Here is a 21101-nt window from a genome sequence, read left to right as displayed (position 1 = left end):
TTCCACTTAAATATCTATGATTTTAGGGACATTAAGTTCTACCTGATGGGTGCTTTTCTTTCACAACCCACGATTTTTAGGACTTTTAGGGAGGGCCTGTTTGATATAAATTTTTCTTACTGCCTTTGGGAAGGCTTTAGCAAAATTTCGTCAGGCTTTACTAGGCCAAGCTTCTGCTTTGCCACCTCTTCTATGTATTGCTTTGTCTGAACATAGACGCGGTAATCCTCCAGCTTCTTGGCACGATCCTCTTCCTTGTCCACCTGGGCCTGAAGGTTTTCAAGACGGATTCGATACTCCCTCTCTCTTTCCTTCAAAGATGTGCCTTTGATTGTAACTGTCACGGCAAGGCTGAACACAACAAAAGTAATGCCAACGAGGGCCATTCGGTTACCCCACTTGTCTTTTCTTTTTCTTCTCGTTTTTCCTCTCACGCTCATACATTCACCAGTCGTCCTTATTGCCGCTTTTTCCGGCGGAAAATTATACGTATTTTCATTTTAAGATATTTCCAAAATTTTTTCAAGAACTTTAGAAAAAAACGGCTTATGGTCCTGTCATATAGGAACATGCCGAGAAAGACTCCGACAATGACATAGCCCCTTAACCCACCGTCATTTTGTTCATATAAAAGAGAAAAGGTGGTCAAAGAAGCATATACCCAGAATACCATGTCCTCGATCCCAACAAATACATAGGAGTGAGGAACAAAAATGCGAAATACACGCAACAGGTCATATGTCATCATAAGCCCTGCTCCCGTCAAAAAGCTGTAGAGCAGAAGTTTTACTTCATATACGATATGAACGCTCATATGACTCCTTCTGATCCTTATTTAAACAGCCTGGAAAGCAGGGATTCGCCGGACCGGCGAAGTGCCTCGTTAGAGGAATAATTTAAGCTTTCAATGCTCCCGTTTAAATCCACTTCTCCCTTTTCCAGAGTCAGACGGCTTACGTGAAGATCTTTTCCCTTCAGGGTAAGCAGTCCCAGGTCTGTATCAAGAATGACCTGATTCTCATCAAATGACACCACTTCCCGTATTCCTGTTAACGTACCGGAGGCACGGTTTTCTATCGTCAGCCTATGAGGGCGAATATTCACTTTCTCTTCCATAAGAAAAACCTCCTAATATACCTGTCTTAAGTATATTAGGAGGAACGCTTCAATATTCCTGAAATTTATCATACGTATAAGATTCAAAGCTAAAGATAACGATAAAGTTCCTTCGCCTCATCCTTTTTCACCGTTTCCGCTACATCAAGAACCTCAACTTTAACCGAACTGGTTCCAAAATGTATCTCGATTACGTCGCCTTGCTTGACGCTCAAAGAAGCTTTCGCCGGCTTGTCATTGACAAGCACGCGGCCTGCATCACAGGCATCGTTGGCAACGGTCCTTCTCTTGATCAGGCGGGAAACCTTAAGAAACTTGTCCAACCTCATGGATTAAGCGTTTACCATATCCTTTAAAGCCTTACCAGCTTTAAACTTAGGTGTTTTGGAAGCAGGGATATTCATAACTTCACCGCTCTTAGGATTTCTTCCTTCTCTAGCAGCTCTTTCAGATACTTCAAATGTACCAAATCCAACTAACTGGATTTTCTCGCCTTTTACTAACTCTTCAGATATAACATCTGTCAGAGCTTTCACTGCCTTCTCTGCATCCTTTTTGGACAGTTCTGCCTTTTCTGATACTGCTGCGATTAACTCTGCTTTGTTCATTGATATCTTCCTCCTAAAAATGTAGCTTCTAGCTACGACTTTTCGCATTAACACGATTACTATATCATTTATAGCTGTTTCTCCTGTTTTTGTCAAGGTTTTTCGCTCTTTTCACGAGCTTTCTCCTGCATTTTTATTGCTTCCCACAGGGCTTCTCCTTCTTCCGACGAAATCACCTTTTTATCGCCAAAAACGTGTGGATGCCTGCGTATCATTTTTTCACAAATTCCATTTACAACATCATCAATGGTGAAATCCTGATTCTCCTTTGCGATCTGGCTGTGGATCATGACCTGGAAAAGAAGATCTCCCAGTTCCTCACACAGATTTTCCTTATCCTTATGATCAATGGCCTCTATTACCTCGCCGGCTTCCTCCAAAAGATATTGCTTCAGGCTCTCGTGGGTCTGCTCCTTATCCCAGGGGCAGCCATCTTTGGAACGCAGTTTACTTGTAATATTTACTAAATCACTGAAAGTATGCATTGATGAAACCTCCTTTTTTGAGATTATACCATATGCAAGCACAAACTGGATGGACTTTCCAATTCTGAAGATTTTCTGACATTTGTCTCCCGCCCCTGTTAAAATGGAACGGATTCCGATATAATAAGAAATAATTTATTCACTACCGGAGGTAACCATGAAAGAATTTAATATCTGGAAAAAAATAGCAGCCGGTCTGCTGTTTCTAAACATTGTGTTTTCCGCCTTTCACATTCAGACTATCTCTCCTACCACAGGCGAGGGATCATTAAAGGCAAACTCCATGGGATTTGGTCCTTCCATCGCAGTAGGTCCTGGAAGCAAGCTCTTTAACGGCGGCAGCTTATCCCTCTTAGCCAATTATGACAAGCGTCAGATGCTATCCATGGTTTTGCAGGACAAAAGTGGCAACCTGGTCGTCATTGACGGAGGCTGGGACATTGATGCGGATCACCTGACAGAGGTCATTGAACAAAAAGGCGGCCATGTTTCTGCCTGGTTCATTACTCATCCCCATTCTGATCACGCGGGAGCACTGGTGCAGATACTTAACAATCCAGGAAGAAAGATCACCATTGACAACATCTATTATAACCTGGCAGACCAGTCCTGGTACGATAAGGTGGAACCGTCAAGATCCAATTTGGTCAATAACTTCAGAGCTGCCATTGCCACTCTTCCTGCGGACAGGCTTCATGTGGTCCACAAGGGTGACGAGATAAAAATCGGTCAGATTAAAGCTAAGGTTTTAAACGATCCTTACCTTCTCGATGTGACCTCAGTCAATAACAGTTCCGTTGCCTATAAGTTTTTCTTAAACAATGTAAGCATCCTGGTGCTGGGAGATATGGGTCCAGAGGCTGGAGCGCTTCTCCTTGAGCAGACAAGCAAGGAAGACTTAAAAAGCGATATCGTTCAGATGTCTCACCATGGTCAGTACGGGGTAAACAAAGATGTATACTCGGTAATAAATCCAAAAATCGCTCTGTGGCCCTGTCCTCTCTGGCTGTGGAACAATGACGGGGGATCCGGCATTGGAAGCGGCGACTGGAAAACCCTTGAAACAAGACAATGGATGGAGGAGCTTGGGGTAAAGCTTAACTACTGCATCAAAGATGGAGACCAAATCATCTATTAAATAATTTAAAAAGACAGCCGCCGGTTGGTACAGTTTAATATCCTGTCCATCGGCGGCTGTCTTTTATTAATTTCCCCCGGGGCCATCCCGTCTGGGGCGCTCGGATTCCGGCAGGGGTTCTATATAAAAACCATTTTCATAAGGTTCCGTGTCAACCTCCGGGATATCACCATCGTCATAATTATCTTCTTCTGGCATAAATACTTTCATTTCTTTCACCTCCTGACTATGATAATGCTTCATTTTATCCTTCCATCTGACGGCCTAAGAATCCGGCAGCCGTAGTTGCAAGCTTTGTCTCCATATCACCAAAACGTGCTCTTGGCTCTCTGCTTAAAAGTGCTACGGCACCAATTGCATCTCCCTCACAAATAATTGGAGCCACAACCTGGGCCGTAATCCCTTCCAGTACTTCTCCTGTCAGGGGGATAAAACCTTTTTCATCCTTTCCTGCAAGTACTACGGTACGCTCGTTGATAACAGTCTCTAACTGCTTACTTATGGTTTTTTGGAGCAGTTCCTTTTTAGAACCGCCTGCCACAGCAATGACCTGGTCTCTGTCGCTGATGCAAACAGTTAATCCCGTAGTCTGTGCCATTGCCTCAGCATACTGGGAAGCGAATGCGGTCAGCTCTACCATTGGGGAGTATTTCTTAAGGATAATTTCTCCTTCTCTGTCTGTGAATATCTCAAGCGGAGTTCCCTCTCTTAAGCGAAGTGTCCTTCTGATCTCTTTCGGTATAACCACCCTTCCCAGGTCATCAATTCTTCTAACTATGCCAGTTGCTTTCATGATTATAATTCCTCCATCTTGTACGTTTTAATATCACTGATATTATTTTGCTACGAATTAGGAAGATTATACTTAAGTCTGCCATTTTTCCCAAAATTTAAAATCAGGGTTCGGACCTAAAAATAGGCCAAACCCTGATTCTTACTTTATTTTTCTATATATCTTAAGATTTTAGAAGAGAGACTTTTAGTGCTCCAGGTCAATAATCACCTTGTCTGACGTGGTGAGAAACTTCCTTCGAGGAAGTAATATAACCTTCATGCGCAACTTTGGCTGCTGCATTATTAGGAATGGGAGAAACAAATCGATTTTCAAAAGAACCATTCCTCTGAATCGTCAGTTCATCCGATACTCTTTGTAGAAGATACATACTTAAAACGTCCATAGCTACCACCTTTCTCCGAAACAAACATCTTGAAGTAAAGAAAGCATCTGGGACTAAATCCCTTCTTCTACTATTAGTATATCACAAAATACCCAAAAAATCAACCAAACGCCTTTTTATTTTTAGGTAAATTTTCATTTTTATCAATCTTTTTCAGACAATTCCCCAATCTGCTTTAATAACACTTCCGCTTGGCTTATCATGGTATCTGTAGACAGATTTTTCTTTCGATCCAAATAGGTGAACCTTGGTTCTTCGCCCATAAGGAACTTTAAATCTCCACGGTACTGCTCCACGATTTTTGGAATTCCCTCTACCTTCAGGCGGGCATTTTTGTACATGGTGAGGCGGACTTCCTGACGGTTTATATTGACCTCTGTTACAAAGGCGCTGTGAGCCAGTGCTTTTAAGGCCGCAACCTTTAAAAGATTCTCAACAGGCTTTGGGATATCTCCGAAACGGTCCATCAGCTCATCCTGCATATCCATGTATTCCTCTTCATTCTCAATGCCGGAAATACGCTTATAGATATCAAGCTTCTGATATTCATTCTTAATATAGGAAGTTGGAATATAAGCATCTATATCGCAGTCCACCACAGTATTGTAGGTTTCCTCTTCCTTTCGCTCTCCCTTTAACTCCAATACAGCCTGATTTAAGAGCTTACAGTAAAGGTCATATCCAACGGCTTCCATGTGTCCGTGCTGTTCTGCTCCCAGCACGTTTCCGGCTCCACGGATTTCTAAGTCACGCATGGCGATCTTGATTCCTGAGCCAAGCTCTGTAAATTCACGGATGGCCTGGAGACGCTTTTCCGCCTCTTCCTTTAAAAGCTTATCTCGTTTATACATTAAAAATGCATAGGAAATCCGGCTGGAGCGTCCTACCCGGCCTCTGAGCTGGTAAAGCTGGGATAAGCCCATACGGTCCGCATCCTGTATGATCATGGTATTGGCATTGGGGATATCAAGACCTGTCTCAATGATGGTGGTGCAGACCAGAACATCAATTTCACCATTTACAAAATCAAACATGATTTTTTCCAGCTCATGCTCATGCATCTGTCCATGGGCAAAGGTTACATTGGCTTCCGGTACCAGCTTTGCGATGTGGTTTGCCACCTCATCAATGTTGCTGACACGATTGTATACATAATACACCTGTCCGTCTCTGGAAAGCTCTCTATGAATGGCTTCACGGACCATTTCATCGTTGTGCTCCATGACGTAGGTCTGAATGGGCATACGGTCTACCGGCGGTTCCTCTAACACGCTCATATCACGGATTCCTACCAGACTCATGTGCAGCGTTCTTGGAATAGGAGTTGCGGTCAAGGTTAGAACGTCGATATTTTCCTTTAGCTGCTTGATCTTTTCTTTATGGGTCACGCCAAAGCGCTGCTCTTCATCTATAATAAGAAGTCCCAGGTCTTTAAACTGTATATCCTTTGACAGGACCCGGTGAGTTCCCACTACAATGTCCACCATGCCCCGTTTTAAATCCTCGATGGTCTTCTTGATCTGTCCTGGGGTTCTAAATCTTGACATCAAATCCACCCGGATGGGGAAGTCCTTCATTCTCTGGGCAAAGGTATTATAATGCTGCTGGGCCAAAATGGTGGTAGGAACCAGATAGACCACCTGTTTTCCGTCCTGTACGGCTTTAAATGCGGCTCTTAAGGCGATCTCTGTCTTTCCGTAGCCTACGTCACCGCAAATAAGACGGTCCATGATCTTCTTACTTTCCATGTCTCCCTTGGTGGCTTCAATGGCATCCCACTGGTCGTCGGTCTCCTCATAGGGAAACATTTCTTCAAATTCCTTTTGCCAGACCGTATCCTCGCCGTACTGAAAGCCATGAGTCTCCTGTCTTGCGGCATAGAGCATGACAAGGTCCTTTGCGATCTCTTTGACTGCACTTTTGACTCTTGTCTTTGTCTTGTTCCACTGCTCGCCGCCTAAGCGGTTCAGCTTTGGCTTTTTAGCATCGGCTCCGGCGTATTTCTGAATTCCGTCAAGTCTGGTGGCAGGAAGATACAGGTTTCCGTTGTCCGCATATTGTACCTTTAAGTAGTCCTTGATCACGCCGTCCTGCTCGATTTTTTCAATTCCACGATAAACTCCAAGGCCGTGATCCTCATGAACCACATAATCGCCTACGGACAATTCAGAGAAGTTCTGGATTTTGGTGCCTTCGTAGGTGGTCTTTTTCCTCTTTCGCTTCTTTTTTTCTCCCCCAAACATATCGCCTTCAGTAATGACGATGAATTTAATCATGGGATACTCAAAGCCGCGGTGAAGCTTACCGTAAGTGACCAGAATCTCTCCTGGCTTTACCTCTCTGTCTTCTCCGCTGTCATCGGGACAGTAGGCTCTTAAATCATACTCTCTTAAATCTCCGGCAAGGCGGCTTGCCCTGGTTCTGGAGGCTGATAAAAGAACCACCCGGTAGCCTTCCTTTTTCCATCTGGTCAGGTCCTTGATTAAAAGCTCAAAGCCATTTTGGTAGGCACTTACATTTTTCACCTGAAAGCTGTAACGGTTCTTTACTGCGAAGCCAGTGAGCTTTTGTTCCAGGCCGGTTAAATAGACGGTAGTTCCAGTCTGGGTTCTTGCAAGCATCTCCTTAGCCGTAAAAAGGAGACCGGTCTGTCCAGGAAGAAGGTATCCATTGTTTAATCGATGGATCATACTTTCCCGGAATTCCATTTCCACAGTTTCCCCTTTTTCCTTTAACCGCTCTGGCTCATCTAAGAACACCACTGTGCTGTCTTTATCAAAATAGTCGAAAAAGGAAACGCTGTCTGGGCAAAAATAATGGATATAGCCGTCAAGGCCCTGCTGCTTAAAGCCTTCCTTAAGCCCTTCTAACAGCTCATTGATAATAGAGCGGATCCGCAGGGCTTCCTCCACCTTTGACTGGGCCTTTAAGTCTTTTTCATATTTTTTTATTTCCTTTTGGATTGCCTCAATTCCATCTTCGATCTGGGTTTTCGTCAGCGTCATTTCCGTAGCAGGATAAATCTGAATTTCCTCCAGCTGGTCAATGGATCTTTGGCTTTCCAAATCAAAGGTACGAATGGAATCTACTTCGTCATCCCAAAGCTCAATTCGAACAGGAAGCTCTTCCGTCAGCGGGAATACATCGATAATACCGCCTCGAATGGAGAACTGTCCCATACCGTCCACCTGTCCCATTCGCTCGTACCCAAGCTCTCCCAGACGCTTTTTCCAGGTCTCTACCTCAATGGTCTGGCCGCTCTTTACAGAAAGCACCTGATTTTTCAGATACTTTAATGGAAGCAGGTGATCCATAAGTCCGTCAATGGTGGTAACGACCCAGCCGGTGTTTTCCTCCATCAGGCGGCGGAATACGGTCATACGCTGCTTGGTAAGTAAATTCCCATGGATATCGGCATTGAAAAACAGAAGATCCCTGGCCGGATATAACCACACATTTGTATCAAAATAGCTTAAATCCTCAAAAATCTCTCTGGCTCTGGTATCATCATAGGTCACCACCAGCTTCATTCCAGCATTCTTTGCTGCTTCGTACATCAAGTGAACCTTTTGGGAATCCATGCAGCCGCTTGCCCCTATGGGCCCGGCCTTTTTTTCCAGATCTTTTGAGAGGTCTTCAAAGTCCTTAAGCTCCCTCAATGGTTTTTCAAATAATCCGCTCATGAAATCTCCTTATTTCTTTCTGTTATACTGATTCATCGCAGCATCTGCTCCGTCTGTTACTATCATAATGGAAGCCTCGGCTGCTGCTCCATACGCGTCTTCCATGATGGCTTCCTGAGCCTTTGGAAAACGTCCAAGAACATAGTCCGCCAGGTCCATCTCCTTTGGCTTTTCTCCCACTCCCACCCGGATTCTTAAAAATTCCTGGGTTCCTAAATGGCTGATGATATTTTTAAGTCCATTATGGCCTCCGGCACTTCCCTTCGCCCGAATTCTAAGCTGTCCTTCTTCTAAATTGATGTCATCGCAGATGACTATAATGTGGTCTGGCTCCACCTTATAATAGTCTGCCATGGAACCAATGCTTTCTCCGCTTAAATTCATGTAAGTCTGGGGTTTTGATAAAATCACCTTTTCCGTTCCAATCAATCCCATACCGCTAAATGCCCGGTGCTTTTTATCGGTTACTTGAATCCCAAGTTTGTCCGCCAGAATATCAATGGCTTCAAAACCAACATTGTGTCTGGTCTTTTCATATTCTCTCGATGGGTTTCCTAATCCTGCGATGATATACATGATAATTCTCCTTATTATTGTCTATATTAACGGTATTTTTAATTCATGACATTTCTGGCTTTGGAACGCCCGAAAAGCGCTAGATTTTCACCATAGGGGGATCTAACGCTGCATTTATTATTCTAACAGTTTCAAAAAAAGATGTAAAGGCTATCAACGAATATTTAATATCTTATCCCTTGTAATTCCTGTCTTTCTTATGATAGAATGATACCGTTGCGCTTATATAAGTTCAAACTCGGTTGTTATTTCCACCGGCTGCGTGATGGCTGTTTCTAAGGGTTAGAAGGAAAAAGGAGTGATGTTCATGAAGGATGCAAACAAAAAATACGATGTGATCATCATTGGTGCAGGCCCCTCCGGCATTTTCTGTGCCTATGAACTGATTGAGAAGAAACCGGAACTTAAGATACTTATGATTGAAAAGGGACGCCCCATTGAAAAACGGATGTGCCCAAAGCGTACCACCAAGACATGCGTTGGCTGTAAGCCCTGCTCCATTACCACAGGCTTTGCAGGAGCCGGAGCATTCTCTGACGGAAAGCTTTCTTTATCTCCTGATGTGGGAGGCAATCTTCCGGAGATTTTAGGATACGATAAAACCGTGGAGCTGTTAAAAGAATCCGATAATATCTATTTGAAATTCGGCGCAGATGAAAATGTTTACGGCGTTGACAAGCAAAAGGAAATCCAGGAGATCCGCCGAAGTGCCATCAATGCCAATTTAAAGCTGATTGAGTGTCCCATCCGCCATTTAGGTACGGAAGAGGGCTATAAGATCTATACCCGCCTCCAGGAGCATTTACTGGAACAAGGCGTGGAGATGGCCTTTAACACTATGGTAAAAGATATTATCATTGAAGATAATAAGGCAAAGGGCATTATTACCGATAAGGAAGAGACTATCTTTGCAGACGAAATCGTATCTGCCATTGGACGGGAAGGCTCTGACTGGTTCAGCCACATCTGCAATCATCATAACATTGAAACAATGGTTGGAACCGTAGACATCGGTGTCCGGGTAGAAGTCCGGGACGAAGTCATGGAGTTCTTAAATAAGAACCTTTACGAAGCCAAGCTTGTGTATTACACTCCTACCTTTGACGACAAGGTGCGTACCTTCTGTACCAACCCTTCCGGTGAAGTAGCCACAGAATATTATGAAAATGGACTGGCCGTTGTCAACGGTCATGCTTATAAATCCCAGGAATACAAGACGAACAACACAAACTTCGCCATTCTTGTTTCCAAGAACTTTACAAAACCATTTAAGACCCCTATTGAATACGGCAAGCACATTGCCCAGCTCAGCAATATGCTCTGCGATGGCAAGATTCTGGTTCAGACCTTTGGAGATTTTCAGAGGGGAAGAAGAACCACAGAGGAGAGGTTATGCAGAAATAATATCATCCCAACCTTAAAGGATGCCGTACCGGGAGACTTATCTTTAGTTTTCCCTCACCGTATTATGGTTGACATAAAAGAGATGCTTCTGGCTCTTGATAAGGTAACACCTGGTATCGCCAGCGATGAGACTTTATTATATGGAGTTGAGGTTAAATTCTACTCTAATAAGGTTGTTGTGAATGCTGACTTTGAGACCAGTGTGGAAGGACTTAGAGCCATTGGTGATGGGGCATCTGTGACCAGAGGTCTACAGCAGGCTTCTGCGAATGGGATTAGTGTGGCTAGAAGTATTCTTAATAAATAATATAAATTTGACCAAAAAAATCCGAGAATAATCCTCGGATTTTTTTATAAATATAATAAAATCAGGAGTAAATCTTAATAATATTAACCACTTCAAGCAAGACTCTTATTAGCGGCCACCAACTTTTTCCAACTTACTCTATGGGAAAATAAATATCAATTTCGGAGTTGCTGTCATTTACTCCGGTGAAACGTTCTGTATAACACTCAAAATCATCGCGGTTAGCAAGTTCAAAACCACTCTTCGGAAACCATACACCCCAGATATAATGATATGTTTGTATTAAGGTATCTACCGTCCCTCTATGGACAAACCTTGCATACGTTCCACCACACAATTTTTTATTTGCATATCGTTTAAAACAGGGTAGTTCTTTGAAATTTCAATTCCAACAAATTCCATACTTTCGCTATCGGTACTAAATACATCCGAGGAACAAGTTTCACAGGTCTCAAAAACTCCAAATCGTTTATTTGTAAGAAGATTAGGGGGGATTTTTTTGTTAAACTGTTGCCACATAGCAATGGATTCGTTTCCAGAAACGGTTGTTTTAAAACGAATCCCCATGATATTTATTTCAGGCATTACAAGAATTTCTGGAATCAAACTAGGATGTATGATAATAGTCTTATCAGATTTCTGTGCGGATTGCCTGTTTCCAATTAAAGCATCTATCCCGTTTTTTCTATACTCCGATGGTGTCATGGAATACCAATCCTTAAAAGCTCTTGTAAAACTTTCCGCCGTTTCAAAATAAAGAGAAAGCCCAATATCCAACACTTTTTTATCACTATGTATCAAATCCCAAGCCGCCTGCGTTAAACGGCGGCTTCTGATATAGCTTCCTATTGTTTCGCCCATAATAGCATGAAAATAACGATGAAAATGATAGTAGGAATAAGAAACCGCCTCAGCAACATCACTTGCAGCAATGGGTTGATATAAATTGTTCTCTATGAATACAACGGCTTTGCCTATTGTTGCCTTGTCGTTCAAAGACAGCCCTCCTCCCTTTTAATAACTGCTTATTAGTTAGTTGATTTTGTAAAAATCTGGACTTGCTTTTTCTTGTGGCAGGGACACTTTCATTTCTTCCATGTCAAACGGTCCAACAGAAAAAGTATTCCATTCATTGGCTTGTGGGGACCCAAACGTTACTTCTATCGTTTTATCCGTTGTATCAAAAATCATAGAGCGTAAGGTACCAAAAAATTCACTATAATAATGGCAACAAAGCCCATCCGGGTATGAAGTTGAAAGCAGTTCCTTTATATTGTTTTTTGAAATCAGTTTGTTTTTCTCAAATAAACGAACGATTCTATCGTTGCGGATTACAGAGTTTTCAATGAGCATTTTTTCATAAGGCTTTATATCATCAAATAATACATGATTTGTGGAACTTAGGTATGTTTCATCGCTGCTTCCGTCTAAAATTTTGTAAGCCTTATGACCATCGACACATTGAAACATTGCTATTTTATTATGGCTATCAGCCAACATCAAGTTAATATTATAACCGATAGGCGCCTCCATTGTCCATTTTATTGCTTCATCTACATTTTTGCAGTTTTCAAGTATGCTACGAACGACTATCCAAAAGCTAAATCCTGTTATTCCTGCTTTTTGACCACCTTCAAAATTACCGACAGGCAGACCATTTGATGCCTTACACACCGCAAGACCATGTTCATTCATTCCATCACATCTACCGAATAAATTTAAGGTAGAACCAACATACCGATATTTCCCCTTAATATCAGTATAAGCAAAGCACATTTCTTCCATTTTATCATTGAAATCGTAATTTCTTGCCATTACAGTATGTCCACTTTCGGACTGTTGTGGCAATACTGCCATTAAACTACACCCTCGTTCCAAATAGGTCATTGCGTAAAAAAGCACCTGTTCGTTGGAAACCCCAATCGTATCTGAGAATCCTTTAATTTCTTCATTAATTCCTTGACAATAGCAATCCAGCAGCTTAAAAATTTCAATAAACTTGTCGTGGGGGTAAGTATTAGGAGGCAGCGATACTTTCTGCAGCAAATCGGGAGTGGATAATATCCACTTGCCTATTTGTGTCCCAACTTCATAACTTGTCCCTATAAAATTTTTAAAATATACCTTTGTTTCTTCCATTTACTCCACCGTCCTTTCATAAGTATTATAAATCTGGCTTGCACTTCATACTTGATATTTTTTGCTGTTTACTTAAACACGGTTGTATACCGATTCAATGCATTTAGGTAATTAGCCTAAGTATTTATAATCTTCTTTAAGGAATAACGCAAAAAAGGAACAGACCCGCCGTAGGCAAAGGTCTGTTCCTTTTTTGGTTCATAGTTATGTAATTCACATTCTCTAGATAAGTCCAAGCTTCTTCATCGCATATGCCACGCCATCATCTTCCACATTCTTTGTAAAGAAGGTAGCATACGGCTCCAGTTCCACGCTATGATGCCCCATCAGTACACAGTTTTTCGCAAACTGGAACATGGGGAGGTCATTAATGCTGTCACCGAACACGTAGACATCGGATAAATCAATCTCATAGTGCTTCATAATCAGCTCAATGCCAGTTGCCTTGGTATGTCCGGTTGGAACGCATTCATAAAAGCCATTCCCTCTGTTAATGATGTCGATATCATCTTCCAATGCCTGGTGAAATCCTTTGATATCGCTGTTTTCATCTGACAGGACAAAGAACTTGTCAAAGTCGTAGCAATCCTCATCCCAGCCAAAGGAGGAAACTTTCCCTTCCTTTATCATCTGGTCTTTCATCTTTGCTACTACAGGCATCCAGGAATCTTCTTTTCTGAAATAACAGCCTTCCGTTCCTTCCAGTACTCCGTCAAGCTTATGTCTCATGATGATCTGCTTAATTTCGCTGCCTCTTTTTCTGGGTATGGTGGTGGAGTAAAGAATCTCCTCCCCTGCCACAACTCTGGTGCCACAACCGCAGCAATAGCCGTCCACTTCCACCATACGCGCTACAGGGCCGATCAGGCTGTAGGTCCTTCCGGTATTGATAAATACCAGATGACCATTCTTTCTGGCCTGATCAATGGCCTCCTTGGCGCTTACCGGAACGTTCCGGTTGATTTCAGAAAACAGCGTGCCGTCTATGTCAAAGAACAGCGCCTTCTGTCTTTCGTTCATTTGTCACCTCTGAAACAAATGGTGCCGGTGGTCTCGTCCATACGTTCAACGATGGCAAGGGATTCCACCTTAACACCTTCTGCTCTCAACCGGTCACCTCCCGGCTGGAAGCCTTTTTCAATAACGATACCTGCGCCAATAAGCTCAGCGCCGGAATCCTTTACAATAGCAGCCAGTCCTTCCAGGGCCTTTCCGTTGGCTAAGAAATCATCGATTAAAAGCACCTTGTCTCCTGCCCCAAGAAATTCCTTGGATACCATGACATCATACGTTCTTCCATGGGTAAAGGACTCCACCTGTGTGGTGTAAACGTCACCTGCGATATTCTTTGTCTTTGATTTTTTGGCAAATACTACCGGCACGTCAAAATACTGGGCAACGATACAGGCGATTCCGATCCCAGAGGCCTCAATCGTTAAGATTTTATTGACTTCACAACCAGCAAAGCGTCTTTTAAACTCTTTTCCGATCTCAACAAACAGCTTAATATCCATCTGGTGATTTAAAAAACTATCTACCTTAAGTACGTCACCGGATTTAATCTTACCATCCTTACGTATTCTGTCCTTTAACAGCTGCATAAAGGTTCCTCCTGTTGTATTTAATTATTTGATCACTGCGTTCTGCATTAAGTATTCCATTACCTTGTTATTCATTACATAATCGTCTACTTCAAACTGACCTTCTGCTTTAATGAGCTCATCTGCGTTCTCATAGCCTAACTCAGTAGCAACTTCTTTCCGGTCATCATCGGACACAGTAATGTTCTCTTTTTCAGCAATGGCATTGACAATCAGTCTCTGCTTTACGATTTCTTCTGCCTGTGTCTTAGCAGCTGTCTTAAAGTCTTCCTCTTTCATGCCGGTAAATGCGCCGATAAAGGTAGTGAAATCCATACCGTAGGCAGCTGCCTGGTTGGTGTATCTTGCAATCAGGTTATCATAATTGGCATCAATGGCCTTCTGCTCTGGCTCTACCTTACAGTTAGCTGAAATGGCAGTATAAATGTCATTCTTAACCTTCTGCTCTGCTGCATCGTTTTTGCTCTTTAAAAGAGTCTGCTTTGTTTCTTCCTTGTACTCGTCCACGGTCTTTGATTTTGTATTTTCCTGTACGTATGCATCATTTAATTCAGGGACCTGTTTCTCCTGTACGGAATTCACAGTTACTTCAAACACAACCGGCTTTCCTGCCAGGTCTTTGTTCTGATAATTTTCAGGGAATGTTACATTTAAGGATACCTTGTCCCCTTTTTTAGCGCCGATCAGTCCGGATTCAAATCCATCAATAAACTGGTTGGAGCCAATGGTAAGGTCATAGCCCTTTGCTGTGCCACCGTCGAATGCAACGCCATCCTTGGTTCCTGCATAGTCGATATTGACCACATCTCCGTCCTTAACTTCACGGTCAACATCAACTTTTTTCTCATGAGCTGCCAGATCCTGGTCAATGGCCTGCTGGATCTCTTCGTCCGTCACTTCTACAGCATCTTTTTTGACCTCGATTCCTTTATACTCTCCAAGAGTTACTTTACCGTTATCAATATTAGTTAAGTCCTGTGTTGCCACAGTTTCCTGGGCTGAGGACTCGGTAGCTTCTGTACTTGCTTGTGTCGTTTCTTTTACATCTTTTTTGGAACAGCCGGAAATAAGGGTGGCGGCAACCATACCGCACATGCATACTTTAAAAATTTTCTTCATCATACAATCCTTTTTCTTTCTATTTTAATGATTAACAGGAAAAACACTTCCTGTTTGTTATACCATATTGGGCATGGGAAAAAAAGCATTTTGCAGAAATTAACAAAAATTTCAAGAATAATTCTGTTATTTGTAAAAAGCTCGGAATGCCTTATATGTATTGTATACATCAAGTTTGGAGGAAAGCTCAAATGGGGAGTGCATGGAAAGAATGGGAACACCCAGATCCACAACATCTACATCCATGGCTGCAATATATTTGGCAATGGTGCCGCCGCCGCCCTGGTCTACTGCTCCAAGCTCACCGATCTGCCAGTATACGCCTTCTTCTTCCATGAGGGCAATTACCTTTGCCATCAGCTCTGCGCTGGCATCGTTGGAGCCGCCTTTTCCTCTTACTCCGGTATACTTGGTAAGTACACAGCCCTTGTTTAAAAAGCAGGCATTGCGCTCTTCATATACCTGAGAGAAGGTAGGATCATAGGCTGCGTTCACGTCAGAGGATAAGCACATGGAGTTGCGCAGAATGGTTCTTGCCGGAACGTCTGCCATCTCAGCCAGATCCTCGATAAAATGAAGCACGAAATCAGAGTTTAAGCCTGTATTTCCGTCAGAACCGATTTCTTCCTTGTCTGCAAGAACGGTTACTGTGGTGTACTGAGGCATAACTGCATCGATTTCTGCCATCAGTGCAGTATAGGCACAGACTCTGTCATCCTGTCCGTAGGCACCGATCATGCTTCGGTCAAATCCAACGTCACATGCCTTCTGAGCTGGTACCAGCTCGATCTCTGCCCGTAAAAAGTCTGCTTCTGTGATTCCGTAACGGTCATGAAGAAGCTTTAAGGCCAGAAGTTTAACGGGATCCTTTAAATCTGCGTCATCTACATAAGGGAGGGAGCCGATTAAGATGTTAAGCTCCTCTCCTTTTAAACCGTCTCTTAACTTTCTGTCGTTCTGCTCTGCTGCCAGATGAGGAAGAAGATCGGTAATGCAAAGAACAGGGTCGCCTTCCTTTTCGCCGATGTTGACTTCCACGATTTCTCCATTTTTCTTAATGATTACGCCGTGCATGGCAAGAGGAGTGGTGCCCCACTGATATTTGCGGATACCGCCGTAATAATGAGTCTTAAAGTAAGCCAGATCATTTTTCTCATAAACCGGATTTGGCTTTAAGTCAAGCCTTGGGGAATCGATATGTGCTCCATTGATACGGACGCCCTGATCCACACCCTCTTTTCCAAACGTGGTTGCAATAATGGCTTTTCCACGGTTTACATAATATACCTTTTCTCCTGCTTTGTATTTTTTACCGGTTACAAAAGGTACATAACCCTGCATCTCAAGCATTGCCACTGCTTCTCTTACACATTCACGCTCTGTTTTGCCATTGTCTAAAAACCGCTTGTAGCCCTCACAAAATATCTCAGCGTCTTCCATCTGCTGAGGTGCAACTTTTCCAATGTGAGGGAACATAAATGTCAGTTCTTCCTGTAATAGCTGTCCCTTTGTTTTCTCCATGATTGATTCCTCCATCTTTTCTATGGGCATCGGCCCGATATTTTTATTCGTACTGCTAACTGCAGATCTCGTCGCTGTCAAGGGCCAGTGTAAACGGCCCGTCATTTAAAAGCTCCACTTTCATATCCGCCCCGAAAATACCTTTTTCCACCCGGTGACCATTGGTTCTTAAATGTTCTACCATATATTCATACAAGTGGTTAGCATGCTCCGGTCCTCCAGCCTTTGTAAAGCTGGGCCGGTTTCCTTTTTTGCAGTCTGCATACAGGGTAAACTGGCTGACTGCCAAAATATCTCCTGATACATCGGAAAGGGATAAATTGGTCTTTCCATCCCCGTCTTCAAATATTCGAAGCTTACTGATCTTGTCTGCCATCTTTCTGGCAATGTCTTCTGTATCCGTATGGGATACACCGATAAACAGCAGAAAGCCTTTCTTAATCTCACCGGTAACGCTTCCCTCTACGGTAACGGAAGCCTTCCTTACACGCTGTAAAACAACCTTCATGTTTCTCTCCTGTCTATTTCAGCACCAACCTTAAATACTCCAAAAGATTCTCAGCGGCTTCCTCCCGGTATATGATCTCTCTGGCAAGAACTGGATAATCCGTGATGATATTGTCTACGGAAAGCATCTTCATCCGCTCCATCTCACTTTTTGAGTTCACCGTCCATGCATGGACTGCCTTGCCCTTTTGGTGGGCAGCTTCCACCAGCCGCTCCGTCACAAAGCTGGACTGGAGGCTGATTAAATCAATATCGTCACTGGAATAATAGTTTCCGTAAGCGGCTGAAACGATATATCCGGTACGAATCTTTTCATCAAGCTTTTTTATCCTGGAAAGATAAGTAAATCTTGATGAGGTGACCACACACTGCTCTGCCATCTGATATTTGTCGATGAGAAGAGCCACCTTTTCCGGAAGGAGACTGTCATCTCCTGCTCCCTTGATTTCAATATTTAAGTTAATCTTACCCTTACAGTATTCCATGACCTCTTCGAGGGTTGGTATCTTCTCCTCTTTAAAATCCTCGGAAAACCACCCACCCACATCAAGGGCCTGAAGCTCCTCAAAGGTATAGGAGCCTATGGTCCTGTTGACACCGGCAACCCGCCTTAGTGTGGAATCATGTCCCAGTACTACAACGCCATCCTTTGTCTCCTGGACATCGATCTCCGCGTAATCAGATAAATCTGCAACGGCCTGTTTAATGGCTGCCATGGTATTTTCCGGTGCTTCCTTAGAGCTTCCTCTATGGGCCGTAATCTGAACCGTCGAAAGAATCCCACCGGCAATGGCTGAGCCATTATACACCACATGAAACAGGGTCAGCAGGCTGAAAATCGTTGCCGCTGATATGGAGATAAGGGCTGTTTTTCTGTTTGCCCAACGGGTACCGGAATCAGAGATATTTCCTGATTTTTTAAGTACCCTGCTGCTGAACTGAAAATACTGGACACTTAAAGCCCCGTAATTTCCCATGGCAAGAAGCATGCTGCTTAAGAAAAGAAGTACTAAGTCAATCCGTGCGCATGCAGCCGGAAGAAAGGCGAGGGCCAGTCTGTTATCTGTAAACAGGATCACTGCCACGGCTGTAATAAGTACGCAGAAGAAGTAAACCAGCTTTAAGAGTAACACAAAGGCACCGTAATAAATCGTCAACAAGCATATGACCTTGGGAATCCTGTGCCTTAAAAGCCACCAGCTTCTAAGATACCCCTCCCGGAAATTCTTCTGCTCCACCATACAGGCATGAAAGGTGTAAAGGCCAGGAACCACTGCCACTAAAAGCAGTATGATGACCAGCGTTAAAATCACCTTTCCCATAGGCTCAGAAAGAATTTCGTCCATGACAAAATCAAGGGGCTTTATATGTGTGAAGAACCGGTAAATCAGATATAAATTAGCCAGCGTATAATTTGCCAGTATAAGTAGTCCAAGTCTCCAGTTCTTTTTACGGATTTCATCCCAAAGCTTTATGAGGCCACCGGATAAAATCTCCCAAGGCTTTAGCTTTCTGGTATAATAAATTCCCTGAAAAAGCGTAAGAAAGCAGCCCGTCTCAAATATGAGAATGAGGATGCCAAAAAAGATCAGAACAGCCAAAATCACAATGGTCCAGGGCTTTAAGAGAAAATCTCCGATGTTGGCAGCTGTCAGATAACTGTAGCCCGCCAGTTTAAGGGCTATAAATAAGCCCCGATCCAGCGCAAATAAATAAAGCGTAGTCGTTACCAGACGGAATACCAGAGAAAAAAAGAACGCATTCTTCCTGTTATATTTTAGAATCCTTAAGGTGTCTTTTGTTAATGTGCTCATAGAATGACCTTCTTTGCAGCGGATTGTTCTGTCATGGCTGTTCTAGTTCCCCTTCTCTAAACCGCTTCTCTCCTCCTGAATCTTCATGGGTTTGGGCGCTCAGCTCAAGAATCGCCTGGTTTAAGGAAAACATCTTTGCGTCCAGCATATTCACAACGTCCGCACAGGCCTTTAACTCCTGCTGAAGATACGCAGGGGCGTTGCCTTCAAATTTATAATAAATCTTATGCTCAAGGCTTGCCCAAAAATCCATGGCTACCGTTCTGATCTGGATCTCAACCTTGGTATCCACTGGCCCATCGGTGAGATAGATGGGTATGGTCACTACCATGTGATAGCTTTTGTATCCGTTTGGTTTTGGACTTTTAATATAATCCTTGACATAAAGCACGGTCACATCACTTTGCTTTGCGATCATCTGGGCAATCTGGTATATGTCCGAGGTAAAGGAACAGATAATCCTGATTCCTGCAATGTCGCTTAACTTCTCCACCATATTATCGATGGTCACCTCATAACCGTAGCGCTTTAGCTTCTTTACGATGCTGTCCGGCGTCTTCAGTCTTGATTTGACGTGTTCGATGGGGTTGTAGCTATAGATATGAACAAACTCGTTATTAAGTATCTCTATTTTTGTACTGATTTCCTTTAGTGCTGAGTCATACAAAAACATCACTGATTTCCATTGGTCGACCTGGTTAAATGAACTGGGAACGTTCATTTCTCATTCCCCCTCTCCTTTGCCCGAAATGCGGGTCAGTGAGACAGGGGCAAGCCATCGCCGGCAGCCCCTGCTCATAAAAGATATTATACCATAGAAACCCGATATTTTATATATTTTTCCCGACTTTCTAAAATTTTAATCCTTTTAACAATGCGGATAAGTCTGTAGAAGCGCTTCCATTTTCCTCATAATCAAAGGTAACTGCTTCCGCTGCTTCCTCCTCTTCCTGCACTGCCTTCATGCTTAAGCTAATCTTATGATCCGCGGTGGAAAGAATTTTTACCTTTACCTTCTGACCTTCCTTTAATACAGCGCCCGGGTGTTTGATTCTCTGGCTGCTGATCTGGGAGATGTGTAAAAGACCGGTCAGCCCATTTTCCAGGTTTATAAATGCACCGTAGTCTTTTAGGCTGTCTACGGTTCCTTCCATGACTGCCCCTACCTGGCACTTTGCAATTTTTATGTTATTCTCTTCCTTCTGCTTTAAGAGGGCTGGCTCTCTGCCGGAAAGGATGAGCTTTTTATTCTCTTCGTCAGCGGTAACAACAGTAACCTCAATGGATTTTCCCTGATAGGTTTCCAGATCCTCTACATATTCTGCTGCCAGCTTGGAAGCAGGAATAAAGCCGCGGATTCCTTCCAGATAAGCGACAGCTCCGCCCTTTACGATTTCTGTGATCTTTACGGTTACAATGGTTCTGTCATTTAACAGGGTACTGCATGTTTCCCATGCCTTCTGGTCACCTAACAGCTTTGCGGATAAAAGAACGTTTCCTTCGCCGTCATCTGGTCTTAAGACTGTTGCAGTGATTTCATCTCCAGGATGAATTTCTGCAGCCAGATGATAATCCGGATCACCGTTTATATCTTCCTTATGAATGATTCCTCCGGCAAAATATTTTAAATCCAGTAACACAGCTTCCTCTGTTACACTGACAACGGTTCCTGTAAGCACGTCCCCTTTTCTTACTCTTTGAAAGGACGCTTCTAACTCTTCCATGTAGTCTGCCATGGTTTCTACTTTCTCTTCCACCACATCGGTCTCATTGTGTTCCTGACTCATATCGTTTTCCTCCATTCATAATTCCTTATTTTTTGCGTAAAATCTTATTATATATTTAACACATCCAGCCCGATATTTCTATAGTTTTCTATGGAATTATGTGATATATTTTAGGTAA

24 protein-coding genes are annotated in these 21101 nt (G+C 43.1%); 2 read left to right on the top strand and 22 right to left on the bottom strand.

All coding sequences use genetic code 11. The annotated features are described in order from the left end of the window. Positions 1-116 precede the first annotated feature (116 nt). The 6 genes from OW255_RS01415 to OW255_RS01390 all read right to left on the bottom strand — a co-directional run bounded on the left by OW255_RS01415 (position 117) and on the right by OW255_RS01390 (position 2209). Complete coding sequence (locus OW255_RS01415) at positions 117-440, bottom strand: septum formation initiator family protein (protein WP_024837684.1); 324 nt, start codon at positions 438-440, stop codon at positions 117-119. 17 nt (positions 441-457) lie between these two features. After that, on the bottom strand, positions 458-745 hold the full coding sequence (gene yabQ / locus OW255_RS20945) for a spore cortex biosynthesis protein YabQ (protein WP_242842207.1): 288 nt from the start codon (positions 743-745) through the stop codon (positions 458-460). Between the two features lie 86 nt (positions 746-831). After that, on the bottom strand, positions 832-1116 hold the full coding sequence (gene yabP / locus OW255_RS01405; protein ID WP_024837686.1) for a sporulation protein YabP: 285 nt from the start codon (positions 1114-1116) through the stop codon (positions 832-834). Positions 1117-1205: 89 nt separating this feature from the next. Next, positions 1206-1445, bottom strand: coding sequence for an RNA-binding S4 domain-containing protein (locus tag OW255_RS01400; protein WP_026891096.1), 240 nt, complete (start codon positions 1443-1445; stop codon positions 1206-1208). 3 nt (positions 1446-1448) lie between these two features. Continuing rightward, positions 1449-1724, bottom strand: a complete 276-nt coding sequence (locus OW255_RS01395) for an HU family DNA-binding protein (RefSeq protein ID WP_024837688.1) — start codon at positions 1722-1724, stop codon at positions 1449-1451. Between the two features lie 92 nt (positions 1725-1816). Continuing rightward, positions 1817-2209 carry a MazG family protein gene (locus OW255_RS01390; RefSeq protein ID WP_024837689.1) on the bottom strand — a complete coding sequence of 131 codons (393 nt, stop codon included), beginning with the start codon at positions 2207-2209 and terminating at the stop codon, positions 1817-1819. A 157-nt stretch (positions 2210-2366) separates the two neighbouring features. Here OW255_RS01390 and OW255_RS01385 point away from each other — a divergent pair, with 157 nt between their 5' ends. After that, on the top strand, positions 2367-3347 hold the full coding sequence (locus OW255_RS01385; RefSeq protein WP_268115394.1) for a ComEC/Rec2 family competence protein: 981 nt from the start codon (positions 2367-2369) through the stop codon (positions 3345-3347). Between the two features lie 66 nt (positions 3348-3413). Here OW255_RS01385 and OW255_RS01380 read toward each other — a convergent pair whose 3' ends face one another. From OW255_RS01380 to pth, 5 genes are all read right to left on the bottom strand, one after another. Then, positions 3414-3557 carry a hypothetical protein gene (locus OW255_RS01380; protein ID WP_024837691.1) on the bottom strand — a complete coding sequence of 48 codons (144 nt, stop codon included), beginning with the start codon at positions 3555-3557 and terminating at the stop codon, positions 3414-3416. Positions 3558-3591: 34 nt separating this feature from the next. Beyond that, positions 3592-4140 (bottom strand): stage V sporulation protein T, encoded by a 549-nt coding sequence (spoVT, locus tag OW255_RS01375; RefSeq protein ID WP_024837692.1) that lies wholly within the window; start codon positions 4138-4140, stop codon positions 3592-3594. A 199-nt stretch (positions 4141-4339) separates the two neighbouring features. Next, the gene (locus tag OW255_RS01370; RefSeq protein ID WP_024837693.1) at positions 4340-4525 is read right to left on the bottom strand and encodes a hypothetical protein; all 186 of its coding nucleotides are present in this window, start codon (positions 4523-4525) and stop codon (positions 4340-4342) included. Between the two features lie 143 nt (positions 4526-4668). Next, positions 4669-8208 carry a transcription-repair coupling factor gene (mfd, locus tag OW255_RS01365; RefSeq protein ID WP_268115393.1) on the bottom strand — a complete coding sequence of 1180 codons (3540 nt, stop codon included), beginning with the start codon at positions 8206-8208 and terminating at the stop codon, positions 4669-4671. Between the two features lie 9 nt (positions 8209-8217). Beyond that, positions 8218-8784 (bottom strand): aminoacyl-tRNA hydrolase, encoded by a 567-nt coding sequence (pth, locus tag OW255_RS01360; protein WP_268115392.1) that lies wholly within the window; start codon positions 8782-8784, stop codon positions 8218-8220. A 307-nt stretch (positions 8785-9091) separates the two neighbouring features. On the opposite strand from pth, the gene OW255_RS01355 reads away from it, so the two are divergent. After that, complete coding sequence (locus tag OW255_RS01355; protein WP_268115391.1) at positions 9092-10495, top strand: NAD(P)/FAD-dependent oxidoreductase; 1404 nt, start codon at positions 9092-9094, stop codon at positions 10493-10495. Between the two features lie 133 nt (positions 10496-10628). Here the strand turns inward: OW255_RS01355 and OW255_RS21035 are convergent, their stop codons facing one another. From OW255_RS21035 to OW255_RS01300, 11 genes are all read right to left on the bottom strand, one after another. Beyond that, the gene (locus OW255_RS21035) at positions 10629-10832 is read right to left on the bottom strand and encodes a GyrI-like domain-containing protein (protein WP_268115390.1); all 204 of its coding nucleotides are present in this window, start codon (positions 10830-10832) and stop codon (positions 10629-10631) included. Next, complete coding sequence (locus OW255_RS01345; protein WP_268115389.1) at positions 10787-11491, bottom strand: AraC family transcriptional regulator; 705 nt, start codon at positions 11489-11491, stop codon at positions 10787-10789. The genes OW255_RS21035 and OW255_RS01345 overlap by 46 nt, the downstream gene beginning before the upstream one ends. Before the next feature lie 36 nt (positions 11492-11527). Continuing rightward, a complete protein-coding gene (locus tag OW255_RS01340) occupies positions 11528-12634 on the bottom strand; it encodes a C45 family autoproteolytic acyltransferase/hydolase (RefSeq protein ID WP_268115388.1) in 1107 nt (368 codons plus the stop codon). A 222-nt stretch (positions 12635-12856) separates the two neighbouring features. After that, a complete protein-coding gene (locus OW255_RS01335; protein WP_268115387.1) occupies positions 12857-13654 on the bottom strand; it encodes an HAD family hydrolase in 798 nt (265 codons plus the stop codon). Next, positions 13651-14235 (bottom strand): xanthine phosphoribosyltransferase, encoded by a 585-nt coding sequence (locus OW255_RS01330; protein ID WP_268115386.1) that lies wholly within the window; start codon positions 14233-14235, stop codon positions 13651-13653. Before OW255_RS01330 ends, OW255_RS01335 begins: the two co-directional genes overlap by 4 nt. A 24-nt stretch (positions 14236-14259) precedes the next feature. Then, the gene (gene tig, locus OW255_RS01325) at positions 14260-15357 is read right to left on the bottom strand and encodes a trigger factor (RefSeq protein ID WP_268115385.1); all 1098 of its coding nucleotides are present in this window, start codon (positions 15355-15357) and stop codon (positions 14260-14262) included. A 123-nt stretch (positions 15358-15480) separates the two neighbouring features. Further along, the gene (locus tag OW255_RS01320) at positions 15481-16878 is read right to left on the bottom strand and encodes an aminopeptidase (protein WP_268116564.1); all 1398 of its coding nucleotides are present in this window, start codon (positions 16876-16878) and stop codon (positions 15481-15483) included. Positions 16879-16930: 52 nt separating this feature from the next. After that, entirely contained in the window at positions 16931-17383 is a 453-nt protein-coding gene (dtd, locus tag OW255_RS01315; protein ID WP_268115384.1) for a D-aminoacyl-tRNA deacylase, read from the bottom strand. Between the two features lie 13 nt (positions 17384-17396). After that, positions 17397-19196 carry a glycerophosphodiester phosphodiesterase gene (locus OW255_RS01310; protein ID WP_268115383.1) on the bottom strand — a complete coding sequence of 600 codons (1800 nt, stop codon included), beginning with the start codon at positions 19194-19196 and terminating at the stop codon, positions 17397-17399. Between the two features lie 31 nt (positions 19197-19227). Next, positions 19228-19917, bottom strand: a complete 690-nt coding sequence (locus OW255_RS01305; protein WP_024837705.1) for a GTP pyrophosphokinase — start codon at positions 19915-19917, stop codon at positions 19228-19230. Between the two features lie 130 nt (positions 19918-20047). Then, entirely contained in the window at positions 20048-20983 is a 936-nt protein-coding gene (locus OW255_RS01300; protein ID WP_268115382.1) for a S1 RNA-binding domain-containing protein, read from the bottom strand. Positions 20984-21101: the final 118 nt, after the last annotated feature.

Origin of the sequence: Lacrimispora xylanolytica, assembly GCF_026723765.1 — a bacterium.
GTDB lineage: Bacteria > Bacillota > Clostridia > Lachnospirales > Lachnospiraceae > Lacrimispora > Lacrimispora xylanolytica.
This window is presented reverse-complemented; position numbering and strand designations above follow the sequence as displayed.